Raw genomic sequence first — 23,276 nt, 5'->3', positions numbered from 1 at the left:
ACATAAGTCTTATTGTGGTATTGAAATGTCTTATTGAACTACCCGGGTCCTGAATATAGCAGGACATTTGTACTATGAATGAATCAATACAAAACTCCAAACATTTAATGTTGGCCGCCATATGCCTTTTGTTAGTTTGTATCCTTGACTATTTAACACCTTTGCATATAGGTGGAATAGGCATATTTTATATGGCTTCGATTCCTATCGTTATGCAAGAGTCAAAAAAGACTATTATTTATATAGCTGCACTGGCAACAGTTCTGATCACTTTAAATTACCTCTATTTTTCAACTATTTCACCTTCTCCGGAATGGAAAATACCAATTAACAGGATAATTTCTGTTGCCGGACTTTGGGTCACAGCTGTTATTGCCATGAACTACAAACAATTACAGCATCAGCTATTCAGTCAAAGAACAGACTATACAGAAACGCTGGAAGAAGTCATCTTTATTACTTCCCATAAAGTCAGAAATCCAGTAACCAATATTGTGAAAATAATTGAACTCCTGGAAGACGACCATCTTAGCGAACAAAACATCAAAGAAATGATGCAGCACTTACGCAAATCGGCAAAAGATCTTGAAATAGCTACCCGGGAAATGACAGATACCATTAGTGAAAAAGAATACAATAAGGAGATTTTATCGCTTTCAGCCTAGTTTTTAAATGAAGAAAAACTATGAACGAACCCATGTGTCACATTTCTTATCTAACCTTCTTTTTTTATGAGTAGTGCATGTTATACCTGTGCTATCGATGTTACATCTACATGGTTTGAAAAACTAAGTTTCGATCTCGGATCTGAAATAGAAATTTCTACTGCTACAGGCGGGTATAAAATAGTTAAATGTACGCCAGACCCCACGCTTGGTACGGGGGAATTTTGTTTCCTCCAGTTAAACGCAAACATGGCTGTATTATATGCCGATGTAGAGTACCATGTTCCCTTACGCATCAATTTTGAAAACCCTGGTGGCAAGTACGTCCTTTTACATTTTTCTCCCGAAGAACGTATGGCATGTGCAAACGATAGCGATCCCATCCAGGCGATGTCGAGAATCTTCAACCAGATCACTTTAATGGACTGTAGCGTACAGGCCGATTACGAACTGGGCCCCGCCGAAGTTAGCCTTTCACGCGTTCCAAAGAGTCACGCACTTAGGTTAATTATCAAAAAAGAATATGCCATAGAACTCGCCTGTTCTTTGTTTGATAAGGACACGCTGTTATCCATGTCAAATCCAATAACAAATACTATATTCTACCAATTCGATATGGATGTAAAATCAAAAATCATCCTGGAGAAGTTCTCCGAATTGAAAATGTGTGACCCTGCATACGCCTTTTATTTATCCGTAGCTACCTTTTCATTAATTACCAATTTTTATGAAAACCTGGGCAGGAAAGTAACGGATATAGACAACCTGCATACTACAGATATAATGGCTATCCAGAATTCTATGGAAACTATCAATTCTAACCTGGAAAGTCAATTTCCGGGTATTGAGGCATTAGCCAAACGTGCAAATATGTCTGGATCAAAATATAAACGTCTTTTCACACAGATCTATGGTGATTCTCCAAAAAAGATATACGTTGATAAAAAGATAGACCTCGGCAGAGAATTACTGTTAACCGGTAACTACAACGTCTCTGACGTAGTTTATCAATTAGGTTATAGTAATAAAAGCTTTTTCTCCCTTTTATTCAAAAGACGCTTTGGCGTTTCACCAGGAAAAATAATAGATAAACGATAATTAAACAATTGCATTTGGGTTTTGTTTTGGTTATAAATGTCCTTGATTTGGTTAGAATAGCAGGATGGTCAAAACTGACTTTTGTATTGTTATTTCAATAATCAAATATTATGGAAACAGAAATAGAATCAATATCAAAAAAGCAGCCTGTCGCACTGGTTACCGGTGCTAATAAAGGATTAGGACAACAGATTGCTAAAGAACTGGTTGCGCACGGGTATTTAGTCTTTGTGGGATCTAGAAATTTCGACAATGGTAAAAAAGCTGCTGAGGAAATTGGTGAAAGCGCCCACCCAATTCAATTAGATGTGACTGATGTGCAAAGTATCAATAACGCGGCTGAGCGTATAACTGCCGAGTTTGGCCGGCTTGATTTGCTGGTCAATAATGCAGCGATTGCCCAATCAGGAGACTATTCATCGGTGCCAGAAGTATTGGAATCAAGCAAAGCAAGCGTAGCATCTTTGGATGAAATACGAACTCTTTTTGAAACCAACGTTTTAGGCGTGCTGGCGGTTACGCAGGCGATGCTGCCACTTATTCGTCTTTCTGGTTCCGGGCGCATCATTAACATTTCAAGTGCTCTGGGATCATTGACGCTAAATTCCGATGTGAACTTTCCATACCGGCCTTATTTTGGGGCAACCTATTCAGCTTCAAAGACCGCACTTAATGCGATAACCCTCGCACTTGCGATTGAGCTTGAGGAAACCGGAATTAAGGTTCGCGCGGCAAGCCCAAGTTTCACCGCGACTGCTATGAACGATTTCCAGGGCACCGACTCAGTTGAAGTGGGTGCAAAAGCACTTGTTCTCGCGGCGCTGGATACGGAAAGCCCGACTGGTAGCTTTACAGGCCCGGACGGTCATATTCCATGGTAAATATTTAAGCCGGTTCTAAATCTAATTGATAACCGATGGCAATTCCAGTCATCGGTTATTATTATCTTTAAAAATGAAGAACGAAACGCCGAAAGTAATTAAACTGGGGTCCATTACAGATTTACATCGTATGGCTGGCATAAAGGGTCCTGTCCATCCAATGGTCACCCTGTTGGACGCTGCCGAAATGCTCCATTTGTGCAGGGTTCCGGTGAGCTATGTGTCAAATTTCTACATGATTATTTTAGTCACCAAATTGGGTGGTAAATTCCGGTATGGACAGAGCTATTATGATTTCGATGAGGGCAGTTTGGTGTTCGCGGCACCTAACCAGATTCTAGGTAAGATGGAAAGTTATTTGGAGGCCGAAGGTTTATTGCTATTCATTCACCCGGATTTTTTTCAAAGTTATCCATTAGCTGCCAAGATTAAAAAGTTCGGTTTCTTTTCTTATGCTGCAAACGAATCACTTTACTTATCAGAGCAGGAGAAGGCAACGATGCTGTCCATTTTCTATATTATCCGGGAAGAACTCAACAGCCGGATCGACGATTTCAGCCAAGAGCTGATTATCGCGCAGACTGAATTGCTTTTGAGTTATGCCAAACGTTTTTACAAACGCCAGTTCTTAACGCGGCACATCGTTAACAATGACCTCCTTCTGCAATTGGAAGACTTGTTAAATCGATACTTTGAAGATGACAAGGCGGTCAATAATGGCATTCCTACAGTTCAATACCTGGCGGAAGCTTTAAATTACACGCCCAACTATCTGAGCGACATGCTCCGTTCGCTGACCGGCCTGAACGCCCAGCAGCATATTCATCAAAAACTCATAGAGAGATCAAAAGATTTACTTTCCACAACGAATATGACAATTAATGAGATCGCTTATAAATTAGGATTTGAATACCCACAGTCTTTCAGCAGGCTCTTTAAAATTAAAACTAAAAAATCTCCTGCACAATTCAGATCGACATTCAATTGAATAGTACTTTACAGGAGATCCCGCTTATCTATACGGACAGAATAGTCTCCATTAGAAATTTTTTCTGCAACATCTGAAATCTTATCAATTTGCCTCTCCATAGTTTTTTTCTTTTCTGATAACTCCATCCCAAGCTTTTCAGCCATGGAATTATTTTTCTGGACTTTCCTATAAAAAAAAAGTGTCATTAACAAAGCAGTCAGAGCGGCAAATCCAATAAAAACAGGTGTTAATGACGCAAACTTGTTCATTTTTGCATTGCGTATAACCATAAGTTTAACTTCACGGTCGTTCATTGTCTTTATTACCATTCTGGCAGAATCCATGATAGCCTTTCCCCTGACCAAAGTGCTGATAGTAGAGGAACGACCTTGCTTTTTATCTATGATTGTTTCTTCGATGATGTTAAACTTCTCATCAATTAATTTTTTAAGGAGAGGAAAATCATTTTGCTGTGATTTGTTATCACTGGTTAACTGTTGAGCAGCGTTATAAAAGTTAAAAACTTCTTCCTTTGAGCCAGTATAGGGTTCTAGAAATGTTTCTTCACCTGTTAATAAATACCCACGCTGTCCTGTTTCGGCATCCTTCATCCTTGAAATCAAGTTTTCCAGCGATGAGCTGACCTGTGAAGTATGGTCTACCCATTGCTGGCTATCCAGCAGTTGCAAAATACTTAAATAAGAAATTACTGAACTTAACAACAAAACAAATAGACTGGTGCCAAAACCGAAAATAAGGTTACGCTTAGCATTTTTATAATTTTTACGCATTTTCAAATGTAGAAGAAGTGTTAACGATATATAAACAAGAAGGCAAAAGTAAGAGATTACCAACGAAAACCAATGGCGTAAAAAAAATGAGTGAAATTATTCTTCTGCTGGTTAATTAGCTGCAATGCTTGGTCATATCATGTTCAAAGTATTTGTGCTGAACCATTTTATATTTTTCTCGTATGATTTCGATCTTGTTAATTAGCTTACTGACATGGCTTTCATCTGTCAAACCAAATTCTGATGCAATTTGTTTTAAGCTAAACCGGCCGGTGTTAATTCTTTGACTTATCAAATTACCTCTATAATCACTTATGTATGCTCTTATAGTCATTCCAGTATTTTTTTTAAAATACTGGCCCATATAATCTTTGGTAAATTTAAAGTGTTCACCCATGACCTGCGCTTTTAAATTTTCCGGATAATATATGTTCTTATGAAGATAGCAGAATACCGCCTGCATATCTTTTGTTCTATATGCGTTTGATCTGATTTCCGGCATATTACGCTGTAGAAGGTAAGCAAGCGTTAACACCTGCATCCATATGAGGTCTTCATTTCGCAGTAATTCTTTTTTCATAGATATAATTACATCAAAAACCCGATTTATCGTAATCTGATCTTCATCATTAAAAAGAAAACCGGATAAATGTGTTTCCCTGCTTTTAATTAAGTATTCTAAATGACGAACTCCCGAATTAAATATACCTTCCCCCTGATGAATATATAAATCAGTAAATTTTAAATATACAAAATGTGTTATTCTTTCTATTTCAAAATAGTGCTCGTCCTGTGGCCCTAATAGAAAAACACAACCATCATTGTATCTAATGGAATTGGAATTTATAATGTGGTTTCCTACTCCATTTTTGATGTAAATTATCTCATAATGATTATGGTTGTGTAAAGGATGGATCCAATCTGATACTTCAAAGTCAGAAATTAGGACGGTTGCAAATTGTTTATATCTTTTCATAGATTATTACAAAACTAACATAGTTTATTACAAATAAGAGCAGGTTACTTCTGCTCTTATTTGCTATATCAATTTCATCAATATTGGCAGAAATGATCGTTTTGGACTACGTTGATAATGCCGGTTTATAATAAAAAAATAATGAAAAATAATAAAACAGCACTTGTAGTTGGTGCAAATGGCGTGATTGGCAGTAATCTTATTGCCTATCTTGAAGAATTAGGAGATTGGAATATAACAGGCCTGTCACGCCGGGGAGGGCAGAACACCAGTAAAACAAATTATATCTGTGTCGATTTGCTTAATGCAGATGATTGCAAAATAAAATTACTTCCTCTAACAGACGTTACACATATTTTTTACGCAGCTTCAGGATAAACCGACCTGGGGTGAACTGGTTGAGCCTAATTTAACAATGCTTATCAATGTTGTCAATATTATCGAAAGTATTGCTGATAATTTGGAACATATCAGCCTAATGCAGGGATATAAAGTATATGGCGCTCATTATGGACCGTTTAAAACGCCTGCTAAGGAAAACGATGGTGGACACATGCCGCCGGAGTTTAATGTTGACCAACAGCAATTCCTTGAAAAGCAGCAGGCAGGAAAGAATTGGACATGGTCGGCATTGAGGCCATCGGTAGTAGGAGGGACGGCCTTAGCGAACCCTATGAACCTGGTATTGGTTATCGCTGTTTATGCAGCCATATCAAAAGAATTTGGTCTGCCTCTTCGCTTCCCGGGAAAGCCTGGTGCTTATGACAAATTAATGGATATTACTGATTCCCGGTTACTTGCCAAGGCTACTGTTTGGGCTGCAACCAATATTCAATGTGCTAATCAAGCTTTTAACATTACCAATGGTGATCTGATACGTTGGAACGACTTATGGCCTAAAATTGCGAATTACTTTGAAATGGAAGTGGCTCCGCCGTTGCACATGCCGCTACAAACTATCATGGGCGATAAGGTTTCTGTTTGGAAAAGTATGCAGCAAAAATATAAATTAGAAAAACATAGCTACGAAGATGTGTCATCGTGGGGATTTGGTGACTTTGTGTTTTCATGGGACTATGATTTTTTTTCTGACGGTAGTAAGGCAAGAAGACTAGGTTTTCACGAGTATATAGAAACCGAACAAATGTTTTTTGACCTGTTCGATGAGCTTAAAAAACAAAAGGTTATACCCGGATTTCATAAACCTGGTTAATTAACTTAGGAAGCTTTTAAATGTTTTTCTGTTTTCAGAGCGTCAATTCAGATCAGGATAATGATGATACTTCATTGTCCTGATCCTTAAAAAGGATTTTAAATATATGGCGTAGATATTGGCAGCTGGACCCAGCTATAACCATCACCTTTTTGGTGATATAACCTAATCCAGGCCAGGGAAGATGGCAAGACATTGTCAGACCTTTTGACATTGATTGTTCCTTCAATATCTTTCTTCTGGTAGATACACCTTTATGAAAATCTATGTCCCATTCTGTACCCCATTCAGGATGTGAAAGCAACAAAGTGGTATGAACCGTATCTACAATATGTGTCAATGACTCGTTTTCTGAAACGATTTTAAGTGCCGGGTGACCGGGGGTATGACCTTCGGCCAGATTTGCAGTAATACAATCGAATAACGTTTCGCCAAATTATAAAGTTTTAATTAATCATTAACCGCAGAAATGATGTTACGGGCTAAAACAATACTTCCCTCATTTGAATTCTTATTTTTACTTCGCGAGAAATCAGGATTTTCAGACATCCAAAGTTATATTCTTTTTGAGACAGGTAATACTTTGCATTTTTAAATACAAGCTTGCCATCAACATCCAGGATTCCACCAATATGATCTACATGCAAATGCGTTACAAATACATCGGTAATATCATCAGCCTTTATCCCCGCAGAATTTAAATTCTTTATAAATCTACCTGCTTGATCACCGATTGCCGATCCACTACCAGTATCGATAATAATAATCCTTTTTTCTTTCTTAATTACTAAGATGTTAATTGCAGGGGCGAAAATTGGCTGTGCTGGATGGATAAATATGTGTCCGTCGGTGACTACAAGCAGCTCAAGCTTTCCTAATTTAAACTTAACATAACCTTAGAGAGAATTTACTCCTAAACCTGGCATTGGAGCCTGTGCATTTAATTTATAAGTTGGTAGTGATGTCAAAATTCCTAAGACCCCAGCGTACTTTAATAATTGTCTTCTTTTCATTTATTTTTTTAATTAAAGGTATTCGAATGATATCTTTGTGTCAAGTATGCACAATTTTGTATCCTACGTACTTAAAGTATACTAATCTGATAATCAGCTAGAATAATATTAAATTATAAATGTAAATTCTGAAAAACCAATATGTGCAGTTGATTACGCCTTTAAAAGAATTGGTGGAAAATATAAAGGGCGTATTTTGTGGTACCTGCACAATCGATCGGTTATGCGTTACGGAGAACTTAGAAAAGCATTTACAGATATTACACCCAAAATGCTTACTCAGACACTAAGGGAATTGGAAAATGACAAATTAGTTAACAGGCAGGTTTATCTTGAAGTGCCTCCTAAGGTTGAATATTCATTAACTCCTGTTGCACAGGAATTAATCCCGTTTATCAATCATTTAAGAGAATGGGCGGATAAGCAAATGCTGGATAACAACATAAACCCAAAATTAAGCTGTTGAATTGTTCTGAATACCCGGCTTCTCCCTGGATGGGAGCGTAGCTTGAAGGCCTGAAATATTACTATTAGCCCTTTTAAAAGAACTTCAAAACTCTGCCGATTATAGAATTTTAAATGCTTCCGGGTTTTCCGTTACCTGGGCGTTTCACAAATAGCGGCCGATTACTCACAAGTTGTGTAAGGTAGTAATGTTAGTTCAGCGATCTGTACTCATTAGGTGTATAACCGGTAATTTTTTTAAACGTACGCGTGAAATGTTGCTGGTATTTAAAACCAAGATCACCAGCTATTTCATTAAAAGTTTTTGAACGGTCAAAAATGTAGATTTTTGCCTGATCTATCATTTTGGACTGAATATAATCCAATGCAGTATTGCCAGTCTCTTTTTTGATCAGGTCCCCAAAATAATTAGGCGACAGGTGCAATTGCTCTGCACAATAAGCCACACTCGGCAGCCCCAGTTGCGAAGCCTTCTCTGAGTGAAAATAGTCTGTCAATAAGTTTTCGAACCTTACCAGTATGTCCTTGTTCGCATGGCTACGCATTATAAACTGGCGATCATAAAACCGCATACAGTAGTTCAGAAACAGTTCTATAATGGAAACAATCAAAGTTTTGCTGTGCTTATCTATATTTTGCTCTATTTCTTCCGAAATTTTGCCCAGGGACTCCATTATTGTCTTTTTTTCCTTTTTTGAAAGGTGAAGTGCCTCATTCACTTCATACGAAAAGAAATTATACTCCCGAATGGTCTTTCCCAAATGTGTTCCCTTGAGAAGATCGGGATGGAAAACCAGTCCATAACCCGAAGGAATTACTGCTTCGCCATTGCTATCTATTCCGTAAACCTGTCCGGGTGAAACAAAGACCATAGTTCCATCCTCATAATCATAGCTCTGGCATCCGTAGGTCATATTTCCACACTTTATATTTTTAAAGAATACAGCATAAATGCCCATATAATGTCTGTAGTGGATAATGGTAGGCACTTCATTGAAATTAACAACACTTACCAAAGGGTGTAGCGTGTCAACGCCGGCATAATCATTATACTGACGGACAGTATCCAGTCTTTTCACTTCTTCCATAGCATCAATTTACAGATCAAATTTAACAAAATTGAACCCTTATTGCTTAGCTCTGGTATAGAATCAGTAAAAATGGTAAACAATACAGTATTCTGTATAAAACAGAGACAAACCTAACTGTCGATATTTGTAATGTGTATTTCTGGAGAATTAATTCACCCAGATCGGACACAAACTTAAATTCCAATACAATGATTTTAGCAGTTGAGAAAGAGCGTATTTTTGAGAGATTAAGATCGGGTGAACCCATCAGGCTGGACGATCCCGAATATTACAAAATAAGTGAGGTAGTAAACCAGACGATGAAATTATCGCAGCAGCTCAATACCGCGGCAGATATCAATTCCATACGCGATCTGCTTAGTGAAATCATTGGTGTCAGAATTGATGAAAGCACCACCATTTTTGCTCCTTTCTATACAAACTTCGGAAGGTTTACCAGTATAGGAAAGAACGTGTTCATCAACCACGCCTGTTCATTTCTGGATATGGGAGGTATTACACTAGAAGATGGTGTACTAATTGGCCCAAGAGTTAACCTTGTGACTGAGAATCATCCATTGGATCCAGCGGATAGACGTGCCCTGATCACAAAGCCGATCATTATTAAAAAAAATGCCTGGATTGGTGCGGGAGCAACCATACTTCCAGGAGTAACCATAGGGAATAATGCAGTAGTAGCAGCAGGTTCAGTTGTTTCCAAAGACGTTCCGGCTAATGTTGTTGTTGGTGGTGTCCCCGCAAAAACTATCAAATCAATATTTAGTGAGGACACTTCCAAAAAAGCACGGTCTGTATCCAGAATAACAATTTAGATTTTACTCATTTTAAAATCTGCATAATTTTTCAATTAGACTTTTCTGAAATGGATAAGCACTGCTCAACGAATTTTTAGTTGCCATTTCAAACTCTGAAAAATCGAAACCAGGTGCAACTGCACAGCTTACCAGCGCAAAACCTAATTTTGATGGAACCTCTGCTGCAAACCAACAATCTGGTTTGATGACAGCTTGTAAATTACCAGTTTCTGAATCACTAAGCTCTATACAACTGTAGCCCCCGTCTGTATCTAAAACATGAATATTTACTGGCTGACCACAATGAAAGTACCAAAGCTCATCAGACTTTAAGCGATGAAAACCAGAGAAATCACTACCTTCAAGTAAATAATATATTGATGTGCAAGCACTTTTTAATTTACTTTCGTTATTACGATAAACTCCGGACTGAGATCTGAAAGTTTCTTTATAATAACCACCTTCAGGGTGTGGTTGAAGATCCAGGCGGTCTATCCAGTAGCTAGCATTTTTCATACATTGAATTTTTATATCCGATTACCATGTTAGAGAGCATATTTCTAATGAGTTGCTAATTTATCATGTTTAATAATTATAAGTATCTATTTTTGGATTTAATTGATAACTTTCAGTAAATAGTATGATGATGTTGCATAGAATGACTTTATTAGCCAAGGTTAAGGAAAGTAATAAGCTGGAGGATTCCCCGGTTTATTCTTTTTTTACGCTCATGGCCCTGATCACTCTTTCTCGATGTTGCATTCCCCATAAAGCCATTTCATTGATGATCGGCTTAAGCGAATAACCATACTCTGTTAACTCATATTCAACGGTTACCGGTTTGGTGTTCAATACCGTACGCTTTACCAGACCATTCAACTCTAACTCCTGCAATTCTTTAGAAAGCATTTTTGCTGCAATACCATCTATGCTTCCTATCAGCTCCATGAAGCGTTTTTTGCCGAAGCTCAGTGAGCCAATCAGCCTTATCTTCCATTTTCCGCTTAATACATCCATCGTATCGCGGATCGCCAAATGATGCGTGGAACAGGCATCCATATCCAAATATTTTTCTTTATCCATTTTAATGATAATTTCTTTGAGGAAACCAGTTTCCATAAGTAAACCCATTACAAAGATAAACCATAGTCATTATATATTTGACATTGAATTTTAAGCATAAATACACATGGATCATATAATAAAATTTCCTCCGGTAGTTTCTGTAAGCCCGATTACCCTGGAAGCTTCTGGCCGCGACTATCCGCTGCAGGTAAGGACCTCAGTCCCTGCGTATGGTGAACAACTACCTATAATTGTTTTTTCACATGGTTTTGGTTCTTCTATGGATGCGTATGCTCCCCTGGTCAATTATTGGGCCGCTCATAGCTTCGTTGTTATTCAGCCTACTTTTCTTGATTCGAGAACAATCAACCCTAACCCTAAAGCGGGACATAGTGAGGCCATCCAGGCATACTTGCAAGATCCGCGAAAACCAATGATGTGGCGGTATCGCGTTGATGATGTCAGGAAGGTGCTTGACCAGCTCGATTTTATAGAAAACTCTGTTCCTGGTCTACAAGGACGTATAGACCAAAGCCGGATTGCAGCAATAGGGCATTCGTTCGGAGCTCAGACAACCGCTACGTTATTAGGCACGAGAGTGATCAATGCCGATGGCAGTTTAAGTGAAGATATGCACGATCCCAGGATAAAAGCAGGTGTACTTCTTAGTGCAGGCGGCCGCGGCGGTGAAGCGCTAAGTCCATTTGCCAATGAACATTTTCCGCATCTAAACCAAAGTTACAATCAAATGAATACGCCAACACTTGTTGTTGCCGGCGATCAGGATAAATCTCCATTGACGACCATGGGACCTGAATGGTTTACCGATGCCTATAAGCTAAGTCCCGGGGCAAATAGCCTGGTTACCCTGATTGGGGGTGAGCATATGCTTGGCGGGATTTCAGGCTATTTGGTGACCGAGACAACCGATGAGAGCCCTGACCGGGTCGAAGCTGTACAACAACTTACCACAACTTACCTGCGCTCTGTTCTTTATAATAGTGATCAAGCATGGTCTTTAGCTTGCACTTACTTTCAAGATGGCCCTAATCCAATAGTCAAGATAACAAATAAATGATTTTTTAATTTTACCGCCACCCCAGAACCTATATTTGAAATTATGCACATAAAATCATATGATATTATTCCAGCCTTGCAGCCATATGTAAAACTGATATGTACCATGGAGTGTGACGATGATACTGATACAAGTTATATTCGTGTGTTGCCCGATGCTTGCGTAGAACTGTTTTTAAACTATACCATTACGCCTGTGGGTATCATTAATAATGAATTACACAAACGCAGTATTGTTACTTTTCGGATGAGCCGTCCTAAGGATGTTCAAATGCGGAAAGGGAGCGGGGTTATTGCGGTTTGTTTCTACCCCGGCATGGCGTATAAGTTTATACAAATCCCGATGTATGTATTATCCGATACTACTGCTGCTCTTTCTGATATTTGGGGTAGTATTTCAACCCAGATAGAAGATGAAATAGCAGAATCCAGTAATAATGAAGTACGTGTAAGCCTGTTACAAAAGTATCTGTTGAGGGAATTGGCCAATGATAAAAATAATTTGCAGATAGCACATTGTCTAAGGCAGGTACAACTGTCAGGAGGGTTGATCCCTTTGGGAAAGCTCGTCAATGATACTGGATTCAGCCAGCGTCATCTTTCAAGAAAGTTTCAGGAGTATGTAGGTTTGTCACCTAAAGAGTATCTGCGTGTTTCCAGGTTTATATTTTCGCTCGGTCATCTGAAAAAATATCCTTTATGTTCTCTTACTGAAGTTGCCTACAAAAGTGGATATTATGACCAGGCTCACTTTATTCGCGACTACAAGGATTACACAGGTTACACACCAGGTCAGGTAGTGCAGGCCAGTTATATTTTATATTGATGTCCGTTTTGTACAATTAATCGAAATTGAGTCTACGCATTTTTGCAATATAAAAATTAATACTATGCGAAAACTAATATTGGGATTGGCCATAACATTAGATGGATATATTGAAGGCCCTAATGGTGAATATGACTGGTGCTTTACAGATCAGGATTATGGATTAAACAGTTTTTTCGAGCGCATTGATGCGATCTTCATTGGCCGTAATAGTTATGAAATGGCGCAACAGCATGGTGGCATTAATATTGGGGAGGCCATACCAGGGATGCCTGCATTGAAAGAATACGTATTTTCTAAAACGTTGACAGCTGTGAAAGAAGGTGCTGTACTGATATTGGGAGATAGTATTGCTGAAGCACGAAGAATAAAGAACCAACCAGGGAAAGATATATGGTTATTTGGTGGGGCTTTGCTATATAATTCACTGATGAAGGAGGGACTGGTGGATGAATTGTGGCTGTCAGTGCACCCAATATTGCTCGGCGATGGTAAGCTTCTGTTCCGTGAACAAGAGAGCGGGATCAGGCTTAGGCTCCTGGAAAGTAAGACCTATGAAACCGGGTTAATATCAATCCGTTATAGTGTCGAAAATGATTAAGTATTAACTTATCTGTTTTATAATTGTTTGTATTGAAAAATCTAGATGGATGAGATGTTTTAAATCTCATCCATCTAGATCAAAATATCTGGCCTATTGCTTAATGTCGCATAGTTAACCATCCATATCAAATTATTACCCCTACATGAATTCAACCTATAAATGAAACAACATCCTGCTACCCGCTTTATAATAAAGTTCTGCCAATGTTTTCTGATAACCTGAAATCATTTCTTCCCGCTTGATTTTCATGTCAATCAATTTAGACTCACGGCTATTGATCAGGAACAAAGTACTTTCACCCAGATCAAACTTAGAAGATTCACCATTCAACAGCACTTCCTGGTTTGAAATGCTTTTTACCTGGACCGCAAGCTGTTCACTGTAAGCATTTAAATGATTGTAACTGGTCAATACCGAATTCCTGATTTCACGGTTAGATTGCTGTGTATCATATGCTAATTCTTGCTGCTTGATCTTCACCTCTTTTAACTTACCCCGCTCTGCGCGAAGGAAAAGAGGTAGTGCAAATTCGAATCCCAGCTTATAATTACCCATCTTGAAATCGTAATTATCAGGAACGTAGCTGTTAAAACTTCTACGTGTAGACAATAACGATCCGCTTACATTAAGTTTAGGTTTCAGCATTTCTTTTCTGTAAGAGCGCTCCACCGCTAGTTGCTCTCCTTTAATACGGAGCTTGATCAATTCAGGATGGCTCCCTGCTGCAAATTCCAGCAAAGTATCCAATACTTGCCTTTGAGGTTTATCATGCAATTTTATTACCTGAAGCCGGGCGGGCCTTCTCCGGCAATTCCAGTGGTTGTGCTTCATCACTCCATAAATGGTTAGATAAAGTAAGCCTGGCATTTAACAGATCTATTTTCATCTTTTCATACTGAATCATTCGGTCCTGCACTGTAATAGCCGCTTCAACCGAATCTATGCCCGCCTTATCGCCCAACAGCGTTTGCCTGCTGATTGCCTTAAATCTTGTTTGGGCAAGCTCCAGGCCCTCATTGATCAGTTGAAACTGATTATAAAAGAAATACCAGTTCCAGTAGTCCTTAACGATACTATACCAAATGGTATTGATCTGCTTTACACGTTCGGCTTCTGCATAGTTGACCATAATTTTTGCCTGCCTTAAGGTATTTCTTCTGCTATCTATCAACAAACCCTGCCCCAAAGGAATACTGAGGCCAATACCCGCCAAACCAGCTGTAGAAGTAGATGTTTCCGGGTTTACATAATCGCCAACATTACGGTCGTATCCTATTTTAAGGTCCGCAGCTGCAAGCCAGAGCGGTACTTTCAGTTCGCTCACCCAGCGATTATAATAGGTCTTATTGCCAAACATCTTCCTGTCGAAACCAGCCCTGATCCCAGGGTCGAAATAGCCAAGCGATTGCATCACATTCGCGCGTGCAGATTCACTCAGCAGCGCTGCCTGCTTAACTATAGGATGATTACGAAATACCATTACCTCCAGATCCTGTAACATGAATACATCGGCAGTATCAGTTTGCGATTGAGCAAAGGAGCTCAGCAAACCGGATAATGATATAATTAAGATGAATAACAACTTCATAAATGTCTCTATTTAACCTGATTACTTTTTGGTTCTCTCTCCAGACTTGGAGGAAAACCATTTAATTGTCGCCATATCTCGTACCAAACTGGTACAGAATTTAAAATGACCCTGCCAAATACCCCTGATCCTTGTCTAAGCTGAACCGGCCAAGGCTCATCAGCAGGAGGGACCGGAACCATCTGCTTAACCAGTACGCGGTAAGTACCATTTGCACTAATCATTCTATCTATTGAAAATACCCTGCCGGCAAATGTGCCCACAGCTACCGACGGCCAGCCAGAAAACTGTACCGAAGGCCATCCCACAAATTGTAAACGAACTTCACTACCTTCTTGCATTAGCGGCACATCCATTGCATTCACGTAAATTTCTGCAGCTACCAAAGGATTTTCAGGTTGCAGTGTAGCTACCGATTCTCCTTCTTTAATGAGCTCACCAATCCCGGCTTTCATGGTTTTAATCACGTAACCATCCTGAGGCGCACGAACGACATACAAATCTCTGCGAAAATCAATACTTGCAATCTCGTTGCGTAATTTTGCAATATCGCCCTGGGCGCTGGCTTCTCCCGATAGTGCAGTTCCCATATCAGATTGCGCCTTAGCAAGAGATTCCTGGTATTTGGCTCTGATGTTATCCAATTCAATCTGTGCATTAAGCATTGACTGTTTCGAACTGTTCAGCTTATTCTCCTGCGCAATAAGTTTCGCATTATCGTTCTGCACATTCAGACGACGGGTTTCTATATCAGTAAGAGAAAACAGGCCATCTTTAAACCCTTGTTCATAACGCGCTAAACGGGATTGACTAACGCGATAGAACTGACGCAGTGCCTGTAGGTCGGCACTATCGCTTTGAACATAGTTCATGCTCTGTTTCACTTTATTTTCTGCGGCTACCAGCTGAAAGTTTAATCCGCGGCCAAGAGCGCCGATTTGATCTTCAGTTGCGCGCATTTTTTGTCTTGCAGCTGCTTCGCTTCCTTGCTTTGCTTTTAGCTGCTCTTTCAATCTAAGCGGGAGCTCATTATCAAAGTAAGATTGACTAATCTCTGATATAAGCAATATGGTATCGCCTTGCCGCACCTTTTGCCCTTCACTAACATGCCAGCGTTCTATTCGGCCTCCAATTTGATTTTGAATGGTCTGAGGCCTGTCCTGGGGTCTTAAAGCGGTAACAGTACCCTTACCCGGAATAGTTTGCCGCCATGGCAGAAATAAAATACCAAGCGAAAGTAAAAATGCAACCAGCATAATCCTTTCCAATACCAGTACCTTACGCATGCGCAGTAAAGACTGACTGGTTTTATCTCCAAGGTTTTCCCAATTAGCCTGGTGGTTTACCTGACGATGATTACCCATGGTTTACCTCCTGTCCGTCTTCCAGTTCCATATCGGTTACTACGGCCAGCTTTTCTGCACTGGTTACCATATCGAATATAGTGTTCATACTGGTCATTAGTTTTTCTACCGCATAGCTGATCTGAACAACAATCACTTCAGCCGCCACAAACTGACCGAAGGTCATCTGCCTGTCGATGACAAAATAAGAACCCATCAAAAGCAGGGTACCCATTAGTACCGCCCGTATGATTATAGAACTGACAAAAAATTTACGTAAAATCCTGAAGTGACCGGTACGCGCTTTTAGGTATCTGGAAGTAATATCATCTGTCTTTTCCATAGCCTCCTTCATTCTGCTTTTGTTGCCGCGATAATGATCCAGGTTTGCCGCTAAATCTTCTAAGTAAGCTACCACCTCGTATTTATACCCGGATTCCTGTATACTAGTTCGCACAGCGTCCTTATAGTAAAGTGCGACTACAATAGCCAGTACCAATGTAATAAAGATCCCGAAGGCCATGTACACCGGGTGATAAAATGAGAGTAAAATAGCACTGAAAAAAATCAGCACTGCTGAGGATATCATTTCTACGACTAATTTGGCAAGTCCCTTTTGGATCGTCAGAATATCAAAGAAACGGTTTACCAGTTCTGGTGGATATTCTCCGGATAATTCAGCCTTCTTGATACGTGGCAAACGGTACGCAAACTCCAGAGCGGTCCTTGCGAATATCTTTTGCTCAACAAGCTCAACAAGGGTTAGCTGACCAATGAGCAGCAGACCACCGATCAATATTCCAATCAGCACTACGCCGATTAAAATATAGGTGGAACTATACATTGAACCATTGCTCAGCAAATTGAAGATTGCTGTTGTACCTAAAGGAAGGGTCAGTCCGAGCAATCCGATCAATACCGCGTAAAAAAATATGTAATTAATGGTGGACCGCTCAAAATGGAGTATTCCAACCAGGCGTTGCCAGGGCCTAAGCGCTGGCACATCATGTTTTTTGTTCATGATAGGCTTTAAAATTTAAGTGTCAGGGAAAATAGAATTACCTACCCGTATTTTATACGCGTAGAAAGCCTGCTGCATTTTCAGGCGGCTCAGTGGATATTGCGATATGGGGCTCTGAGAGTTTAGCCAATAAATAAACCTTATTGTGGGCTTCCGTAGCTAAGGAAATTTTTAACCAAAGCTGATCCGTTTCCGGCGATTCCAAATACCACATTTTTTTTGCGGATCTATCAGATTTCTCCTTCTTTGTATTCTTTTCTTCATCAGCTAGGGACTCGTCTTCCATTGCCAGATAAAAAGCCGACCATTTACCAACGGAAACTGTTGCTTTAAGGCCAAAACCAAAAAACAACACCATACTGAATAAGAAAATCACAATTTTATAGTTAAAAACGGTTACCATCTGGCCGCAAATATATTATTGCAGAGATTATGCTAAACGAATTTCGTGATTTCGCGAAGCATTTGACGAAATCATGACCACAACATTAGAACCCGATTAGAAAAGCCATTAAATACGTTTATCACGCTATATCCTGAGGTGATTTATGTGGCATATCGAGAGAACATTATCTTGATTATAGTGTTAAGTATAGATGGCAAAACGGGGCTTGGTTTGGTTTAAAAACGATTTGAGATTACACGATAACGAGGTTCTATTGAAGGCTCAAAAGGAATGTAGCGAATTGGTTTTCTGCTATTGCATTGAGGAAAAAGACTATCAACAGTCAGTTAATGGTTCTCGTAGAGCCGATATTATCCGGTTCAAATTTATGCAGCAATCCGTTATTAACCTGAGGGGAAATCTGCAGCATTTGGGCGGGCATTTAATTATCGGCGAAAAGTCGGCAATGCTCACAATACCGCAGCTAGTTAAAGAATTTGAGATTACTGATATTTATGCAGAACAGGAGTACGCACCCTTCGAACTGGATTTAGTTTCGAAAATTATGGATGGCTTACCGGAAATTGAATTTCATTTCCTGTGGGGTAAGACCTTATATCACAAAGATGATATTCCCTTTGAAATTTCTAAGATCCCCCTTACAAGCAAGGCTTATAGAATACCGGTTGCTAAAAAATCAAGTCCGAGAGAAACTATAGGCACTCCGACCAGGTTAAATGGCGTAAATAATATAAAAAATATAGAATTTCCTTCTTATTCAGCTTATGGATTTAGTAAAGACGAATATGAGTATTCACACCCTTTTCTCGAAGGCGGAGAAGATGCAGCACTGGAACGATTGGAATATTACACCTTTAAATCTGAACTTCTGACAGGATACAGGTGGAGCAGGAATAAATCAGATGGATTGGATTATAGTTCGAAATTTTCTCCCTACCTGGCCCTGGGCTGTATTTCCCCCCGGCAGATATATAGCAGGGTAAAAGAATATGAAGAAAAGGTCAGGAAAAATCAAAGTACCTGGTGGCTGATTTTTGAATTGGTTTGGAGGGATTACTTTACATTTAAGGGAATGCGGATTGGAACTTCAATTTTTTCAACTCAGGGTTTTAAAAATAAAAAGCTTGTCTGGGAAAATGATCCCGAAAAATTTGAACGGTGGTGCCATGGGAATACTGGTATCCCTTTTATTGACGCACATATGCTCCAGCTAAATCAAACAGGGTATATGAGTAATCGTGGAAGGGTAAACTGCGCGAGCTACCTGGTGCATGATCTAAAAATAAACTGGACCTGGGGTGCCGCTTATTTCGAATCAAAACTAATCGATTATGATGTCAGCTCAAATTGGATGAACTGGCATATGCAGGCCTTTGAAATCTGGTATACTAACCCGGTACATCAATCCAATAAATATAAGGCGCAGGATTTTATCAGGCTGTGGATCCCGGAACTATCCAAACTAAACAACATCGAGGTATTAATTCCCTGGGAATTTGAGATTGTTAATTACATTAAGCCGATTGAGGTATATCCAAAGTGGAACAGGGCAATCAATTTGATAAAAAAAATATCAATTTAACGGAAGGTGCAAACTAATAATAATAAATAAACCATTTAATTTAAATCGTCAGTTAAACTGGCAGAAGATTTAAATTAAATGGTTTGTTGATGATAACCAAATAAGTCCAATAGAAAAATTATTCTATTTATCTAACATCTATCGTACTGTTAAACGCTTGATCTTTAGATGTTATAACAAAAGTTAATTTAGTAGAAAGGGCATTGTCAACATTAAATTTTCTAACCAATTTTGCCGAATCTTTATAACTATCCGCGTAAAGTTGATTGTTGAATTCATCGAAAATCGTAATTTCAACCGGAGCCTTATTTGTATAATCTAAATTAAGGGTGATCACTCCATCTTTCTTTGTCAACACTGGTTTAAAAGCTTCTTTATTTGAGGCTGTAGAAAGTGAGGCTTTATTATTTTCAATGTTAATTTGATATTCAACCGATTTTAAGCCTGTTTCCACTTTCATTATATAGTTTCCATCAGGAAAATTAGTTAAGTCGTAAGTTTTGCTCGATCCGCTTAATTCATGACCTTTTTTCTCATATAGGATTTCATCATTCAGGCCATAGAAGGTTACCTTCATGTCTTGCGTCTCATTTATAGAAAGACGAATGGTTTTACTTTCTGCACTGTTAACTTTCAATGAAAGGTCATCATTATTTGCATATGTATTTACACTGGTAAAAAGGATGGTAGCTATCAGGCTAATTTTGAGTAGATTTTTCATATCATTAATTTTAGAAGAGTGAGTAATTATTTGATGGGTCTAAGTTATTGACAATGAGCTGGTATAATTGACTGCATATTTTCCGATAGTTATGCTATATTAACATTAACATGCGTTTTTCCTTGTTAAAACTCATAATAAAGTATATTTTTGATTTAGTAATTGAAAAAACATGAAAGCAATAAAGCCTGGATACGAGGTAGTTGAGTCTTCTTTTGGAAGTTCTTTCTATTATTCTAAATATTTAATGAATTCCAATAACAAGGCCCATGTATGGCATTACCACCAGGAAATCGAAATGGTTTTTGTAAATGGCGGAGCTGGAAAAAGACAAATTGGGAGTCATATATCTTACTATACCGATGGAGACTTAATATTAATTGGAAGCAATCTCCCACATTGTGGCTTTACTGATTACAATACCGGGAACAAGAATGAAACGGTCATCCAGATGAAACCAGATTTTCTTGGAGCAGGATTTCTGGGTTTACAAGAAACAAAATGGATACAGGAACTTTTTGATAAGGCCAGAGGGGGGATTGCTTTTGGAAATGAAATCAAAAAAGTTGTTGGCAAACAGATAGAGAAAATGGAGGGTTTATTACCTTTTGAAAGACTGTTAGCACTATTAGCCGTTTTAAAAGAACTTCAAAACTCTGCCGATTATAGAATTTTAAATGCTTCCGGTTTTTCACTCGAAACACAGGTTCAGGATAACGATAGAATTAATATGGTCCTCAATTATGTTAAAGATAATTTCAAGACACCCATAAGTTTAGAAAATGTAGCTGCGATGGCAAGTATGACGGTGCCTTCTTTCTGCAGATACTTTAAAAAAATCACCAAAAAAACGTTTACTGCTTTTGTTAATGAGTACCGTGTTGTACATGCTTCAAAACTTTTGGCTGAAAAATCAACTAGTATCGCAAATATTTGTTATGAAAGTGGATTTAATAATTTTAGTCATTTCAACAAGTTATTTAAAGAATTTACTGGTAAAACTGCCTCGCAATATAGAAAAGAACTAAATTCAGTAATTTATGAAACTGTCTAGTTTTTGAAACTAAAGTCCTTAAGCGATCCGGCTTCACCTATTTACACAATCTTGTCTTTATAATTGTCTATAGAAAAGCCAGTTTTCAAACCCGCTCACTTGATATAATTCATCCTGATCCTGACCTGCAACATCCGGGTACTGCCTGAGTACTGCCCGAGTACTCGTTAGGGTAAGAGCAATGCTAGAGTAACGTGAGTGCATGGCAAGTCCAAGTAAAAACAACTAGTTGAAAAGACTTGGAGTACCTATGGTTAAAGGCTGTTTTAAGCTTGGTCTTACATCGACCACTACTCAGGCACAAACAAAGCATGATTAGTTGAAGACTGATGAACCTTATAATTTTTCCTTTGACCAGAACATGGACAACTACGGACAATTGCAGACAGCCGCGGACAATTATGGACATTGCCTGCTTAGGATGATACTCTTTAGCACAAATGCTTTACATTGATAAAAAAGCAAATATTTATGGCAATTTTCGACGGTAAATTTTTAAAGGGAATCCTGGGCGATTTCATTTTTAAAGTGGTAGATGGGGTACAGGTTGTTTCAAAAAGACCTGTGCCAGGCACAATGAAACAATCAGTGGAAACCAAAAAGGCATCAGAGAATTTTCGTAAAAGCAGCATGCCTGGAAAACATATTAGAGGCATATTTCATAGTACCATTGGTGGAATGAACGAAACAAGTTATGTTTTTCGATTTACCAGTGCGTTGACTACAACCCTTACAGCATGTGAGAATCCCATTTAAACAGTTTATTAGATACTGCCTCATTAAGGAAAGATATATGGTTATTTGTGTCGAAAATGATTAAGCATTAACTAATGCCCAAGCCATATATACAGATAATCTTTGATTCCAGACTCTCAGCAAGAATAGTTTTCCGCATCCAGAGCTAATGCTTTTTGCTTCATTTCCTAAGTCCAGCGTCCAGAAAATACTAAAGGAGTTGCTTTATTATTATAGAGGATGAGACTAGCTTTACGAATATTGTTGTGTTTGAGAAGCTTTTTTATAATACCTTTATTTTATGAAAATAGCTTTAGCATCCCCTCAGTTTCCAAAAAATATCAATGATGGTTTACAGACACTTGAGAAGATGGTGATAGAGGCTATTGATATTAATGCTGAAATTATCTGTTTTCCAGAATCTTATCTTCCGGGATACCCAGGAATGGGCTATTCAAAATCAGACCAGACTAGCGAAAACCTGGAGGCCGCATTAAACGAAGTGTGCAGAATTGCGGCTGAAAACTCAATCGCAATTATTGTTCCTATGGATTGGTACATCGATAAACAACTTGTCAACCTCGCTTATGTGGTTTCCGAAAACGGTGAAATATTAGGTTATCAAACTAAAAACCAATTAGATCCTTCAGAAGACACTATCTGGATTCCAGGTACAGAGAGATCTATATTTGAGATTAAAGGTGTCAAATTTGGTATAACTATATGCCATGAAGGATTTCGTTATCCTGAATCAGTAAGATGGGCGGCACAAAACGGTGCCCAGATCGTTTTTCATCCTCACTTTTCTGGAAGTAATACGAATGGAGTAAAGCTAACGGAATGGGGCAATAAAAGCAATCCATACTATGAAAAAGCAATGATGATGAGAGCTTTGGAAAATACTATTTATTTTGCCAGTGTTAATTATTCATCTCTTTACCCTGAATCAGCCAGCTCATTAATCGACCCCTCTGGAAATTGTGTACTCAATGAAGTTTATGGGAGGGCTGGTATAATTGTTGGAGAAATTGACCCTGATCAGGCAACTGGCCTATTAGCTAAGAGATTTAAAAACTCCCTATACAGTTAATACTCGAGCTGAGTTTTTTAAGATCCTATTTTATTCCTATTCGGTGTAATGCCTATTGTTCCTCTTCTTCTTTATTTGCATCAATATTGATCTTATTCGGTATGGTGTTTGCTAAGAACCGCTTAGAGTGCGTTTACGTAGGGGTAATAAAATTTTTGCCTTTACTTCTACATTTGGTAAACCTTGCTTTGGGTTTATTCATTATTA

27 protein-coding genes are annotated in these 23,276 nt (G+C 38.7%); 15 read left to right on the top strand and 12 right to left on the bottom strand.

Translation table 11 applies throughout. The annotated features are described in order from the left end of the window. The first annotated feature begins 212 nt into the window (after positions 1-212). The 4 genes from LY11_RS11250 (at position 213) to LY11_RS11235 (ending at position 3,632) form a co-directional block, all read left to right on the top strand. Entirely contained in the window at positions 213-665 is a 453-nt protein-coding gene (locus LY11_RS11250) for a hypothetical protein (protein ID WP_146610838.1), read from the top strand. A 66-nt stretch (positions 666-731) separates the two neighbouring features. Further along, positions 732-1,763: a helix-turn-helix transcriptional regulator gene (locus tag LY11_RS11245; protein WP_111633796.1), complete on the top strand. Its 1,032-nt coding sequence runs from the start codon at positions 732-734 to the stop codon at positions 1,761-1,763. Between the two features lie 110 nt (positions 1,764-1,873). Continuing rightward, a complete protein-coding gene (locus tag LY11_RS11240; RefSeq protein ID WP_111633795.1) occupies positions 1,874-2,644 on the top strand; it encodes an SDR family NAD(P)-dependent oxidoreductase in 771 nt (256 codons plus the stop codon). Positions 2,645-2,717: 73 nt separating this feature from the next. Further along, positions 2,718-3,632 (top strand): helix-turn-helix domain-containing protein, encoded by a 915-nt coding sequence (locus LY11_RS11235; protein WP_111633794.1) that lies wholly within the window; start codon positions 2,718-2,720, stop codon positions 3,630-3,632. Positions 3,633-3,640: 8 nt separating this feature from the next. Here the strand turns inward: LY11_RS11235 and LY11_RS11230 are convergent, their stop codons facing one another. Further along, positions 3,641-4,405 carry a CHASE3 domain-containing protein gene (locus tag LY11_RS11230; RefSeq protein WP_111633793.1) on the bottom strand — a complete coding sequence of 255 codons (765 nt, stop codon included), beginning with the start codon at positions 4,403-4,405 and terminating at the stop codon, positions 3,641-3,643. 115 nt (positions 4,406-4,520) lie between these two features. Continuing rightward, a complete protein-coding gene (locus tag LY11_RS11225; protein ID WP_111633792.1) occupies positions 4,521-5,381 on the bottom strand; it encodes an AraC family transcriptional regulator in 861 nt (286 codons plus the stop codon). A 141-nt stretch (positions 5,382-5,522) separates the two neighbouring features. Here LY11_RS11225 and LY11_RS26895 point away from each other — a divergent pair, with 141 nt between their 5' ends. Both LY11_RS26895 and LY11_RS11220 read left to right on the top strand, forming a co-directional pair. Further along, positions 5,523-5,759, top strand: a complete 237-nt coding sequence (locus LY11_RS26895) for an NAD-dependent epimerase/dehydratase family protein (RefSeq protein WP_211321531.1) — start codon at positions 5,523-5,525, stop codon at positions 5,757-5,759. Beyond that, positions 5,734-6,594, top strand: a complete 861-nt coding sequence (locus LY11_RS11220) for an SDR family oxidoreductase (RefSeq protein WP_394340915.1) — start codon at positions 5,734-5,736, stop codon at positions 6,592-6,594. Before LY11_RS26895 ends, LY11_RS11220 begins: the two co-directional genes overlap by 26 nt. A 482-nt stretch (positions 6,595-7,076) precedes the next feature. On the opposite strand, the gene LY11_RS27295 is transcribed toward LY11_RS11220, so the two are convergent. Continuing rightward, positions 7,077-7,388, bottom strand: coding sequence for an MBL fold metallo-hydrolase (locus LY11_RS27295; protein ID WP_394340914.1), 312 nt, complete (start codon positions 7,386-7,388; stop codon positions 7,077-7,079). 331 nt (positions 7,389-7,719) lie between these two features. On the opposite strand from LY11_RS27295, the gene LY11_RS11210 reads away from it, so the two are divergent. Continuing rightward, complete coding sequence (locus LY11_RS11210) at positions 7,720-8,073, top strand: winged helix-turn-helix transcriptional regulator (protein ID WP_211321533.1); 354 nt, start codon at positions 7,720-7,722, stop codon at positions 8,071-8,073. A 190-nt stretch (positions 8,074-8,263) separates the two neighbouring features. Here LY11_RS11210 and LY11_RS11205 read toward each other — a convergent pair whose 3' ends face one another. After that, positions 8,264-9,160, bottom strand: a complete 897-nt coding sequence (locus LY11_RS11205) for a helix-turn-helix domain-containing protein (protein WP_111633789.1) — start codon at positions 9,158-9,160, stop codon at positions 8,264-8,266. A gap of 191 nt (positions 9,161-9,351) precedes the next feature. Between LY11_RS11205 and LY11_RS11200 the strand changes: the two genes are divergently transcribed. Next, positions 9,352-9,975, top strand: coding sequence for a sugar O-acetyltransferase (locus tag LY11_RS11200; protein WP_111633788.1), 624 nt, complete (start codon positions 9,352-9,354; stop codon positions 9,973-9,975). A 12-nt stretch (positions 9,976-9,987) separates the two neighbouring features. Here LY11_RS11200 and LY11_RS11195 read toward each other — a convergent pair whose 3' ends face one another. After that, complete coding sequence (locus tag LY11_RS11195) at positions 9,988-10,473, bottom strand: cupin domain-containing protein (protein ID WP_111633787.1); 486 nt, start codon at positions 10,471-10,473, stop codon at positions 9,988-9,990. Positions 10,474-10,668: 195 nt separating this feature from the next. Continuing rightward, the gene (locus tag LY11_RS11190; RefSeq protein ID WP_317047991.1) at positions 10,669-11,076 is read right to left on the bottom strand and encodes a winged helix-turn-helix transcriptional regulator; all 408 of its coding nucleotides are present in this window, start codon (positions 11,074-11,076) and stop codon (positions 10,669-10,671) included. Between the two features lie 70 nt (positions 11,077-11,146). On the opposite strand from LY11_RS11190, the gene LY11_RS11185 reads away from it, so the two are divergent. The 3 genes from LY11_RS11185 (at position 11,147) to LY11_RS11175 (ending at position 13,526) form a co-directional block, all read left to right on the top strand. Then, positions 11,147-12,100 (top strand): alpha/beta hydrolase family protein, encoded by a 954-nt coding sequence (locus LY11_RS11185; protein ID WP_111633786.1) that lies wholly within the window; start codon positions 11,147-11,149, stop codon positions 12,098-12,100. A 42-nt stretch (positions 12,101-12,142) separates the two neighbouring features. Next, positions 12,143-12,925, top strand: coding sequence for a helix-turn-helix domain-containing protein (locus tag LY11_RS11180; protein WP_111633785.1), 783 nt, complete (start codon positions 12,143-12,145; stop codon positions 12,923-12,925). 64 nt (positions 12,926-12,989) lie between these two features. Beyond that, positions 12,990-13,526, top strand: a complete 537-nt coding sequence (locus tag LY11_RS11175) for a dihydrofolate reductase family protein (RefSeq protein WP_111633784.1) — start codon at positions 12,990-12,992, stop codon at positions 13,524-13,526. 156 nt (positions 13,527-13,682) lie between these two features. Here LY11_RS11175 and LY11_RS27070 read toward each other — a convergent pair whose 3' ends face one another. Genes LY11_RS27070 through LY11_RS11155 form a run of 5 tightly spaced genes read right to left on the bottom strand, consistent with a single transcriptional unit; the run spans position 13,683 to position 17,857 of the window. Further along, entirely contained in the window at positions 13,683-14,276 is a 594-nt protein-coding gene (locus tag LY11_RS27070) for a TolC family protein (RefSeq protein WP_245952715.1), read from the bottom strand. Positions 14,277-14,295: 19 nt separating this feature from the next. Further along, positions 14,296-15,117 (bottom strand): TolC family protein, encoded by an 822-nt coding sequence (locus LY11_RS27065; RefSeq protein ID WP_245952713.1) that lies wholly within the window; start codon positions 15,115-15,117, stop codon positions 14,296-14,298. An 8-nt stretch (positions 15,118-15,125) separates the two neighbouring features. Continuing rightward, positions 15,126-16,481 (bottom strand): HlyD family secretion protein, encoded by a 1,356-nt coding sequence (locus LY11_RS11165; protein WP_111633783.1) that lies wholly within the window; start codon positions 16,479-16,481, stop codon positions 15,126-15,128. Next, entirely contained in the window at positions 16,474-17,481 is a 1,008-nt protein-coding gene (locus tag LY11_RS11160) for an ATP-binding cassette domain-containing protein (protein WP_111633782.1), read from the bottom strand. Before LY11_RS11160 ends, LY11_RS11165 begins: the two co-directional genes overlap by 8 nt. A 52-nt stretch (positions 17,482-17,533) precedes the next feature. Beyond that, the gene (locus tag LY11_RS11155; protein WP_146610837.1) at positions 17,534-17,857 is read right to left on the bottom strand and encodes a hypothetical protein; all 324 of its coding nucleotides are present in this window, start codon (positions 17,855-17,857) and stop codon (positions 17,534-17,536) included. 220 nt (positions 17,858-18,077) lie between these two features. Between LY11_RS11155 and LY11_RS11150 the strand changes: the two genes are divergently transcribed. Continuing rightward, positions 18,078-19,469, top strand: coding sequence for a DASH family cryptochrome (locus tag LY11_RS11150; RefSeq protein WP_111633780.1), 1,392 nt, complete (start codon positions 18,078-18,080; stop codon positions 19,467-19,469). Between the two features lie 127 nt (positions 19,470-19,596). On the opposite strand, the gene LY11_RS11145 is transcribed toward LY11_RS11150, so the two are convergent. After that, entirely contained in the window at positions 19,597-20,190 is a 594-nt protein-coding gene (locus LY11_RS11145) for a hypothetical protein (RefSeq protein WP_111633779.1), read from the bottom strand. Positions 20,191-20,362: 172 nt separating this feature from the next. Between LY11_RS11145 and LY11_RS11140 the strand changes: the two genes are divergently transcribed. The 3 genes from LY11_RS11140 (at position 20,363) to LY11_RS11130 (ending at position 23,069) form a co-directional block, all read left to right on the top strand. Continuing rightward, entirely contained in the window at positions 20,363-21,244 is an 882-nt protein-coding gene (locus LY11_RS11140) for an AraC family transcriptional regulator (RefSeq protein WP_111633778.1), read from the top strand. 471 nt (positions 21,245-21,715) lie between these two features. Continuing rightward, the gene (locus LY11_RS11135; protein ID WP_111633777.1) at positions 21,716-22,000 is read left to right on the top strand and encodes a hypothetical protein; all 285 of its coding nucleotides are present in this window, start codon (positions 21,716-21,718) and stop codon (positions 21,998-22,000) included. 280 nt (positions 22,001-22,280) lie between these two features. After that, complete coding sequence (locus LY11_RS11130) at positions 22,281-23,069, top strand: carbon-nitrogen hydrolase family protein (protein ID WP_111633776.1); 789 nt, start codon at positions 22,281-22,283, stop codon at positions 23,067-23,069. The last annotated feature ends 207 nt before the right edge of the window (positions 23,070-23,276 follow it).

The sequence above is a fragment of the Pedobacter cryoconitis genome, assembly GCF_003259615.1.
Taxonomy (GTDB): Bacteria; Bacteroidota; Bacteroidia; order Sphingobacteriales; family Sphingobacteriaceae; genus Pedobacter; species Pedobacter cryoconitis.
Note: the sequence above shows the minus strand (reverse complement) of the source record. Positions and strands in the feature narration are given on the sequence as shown.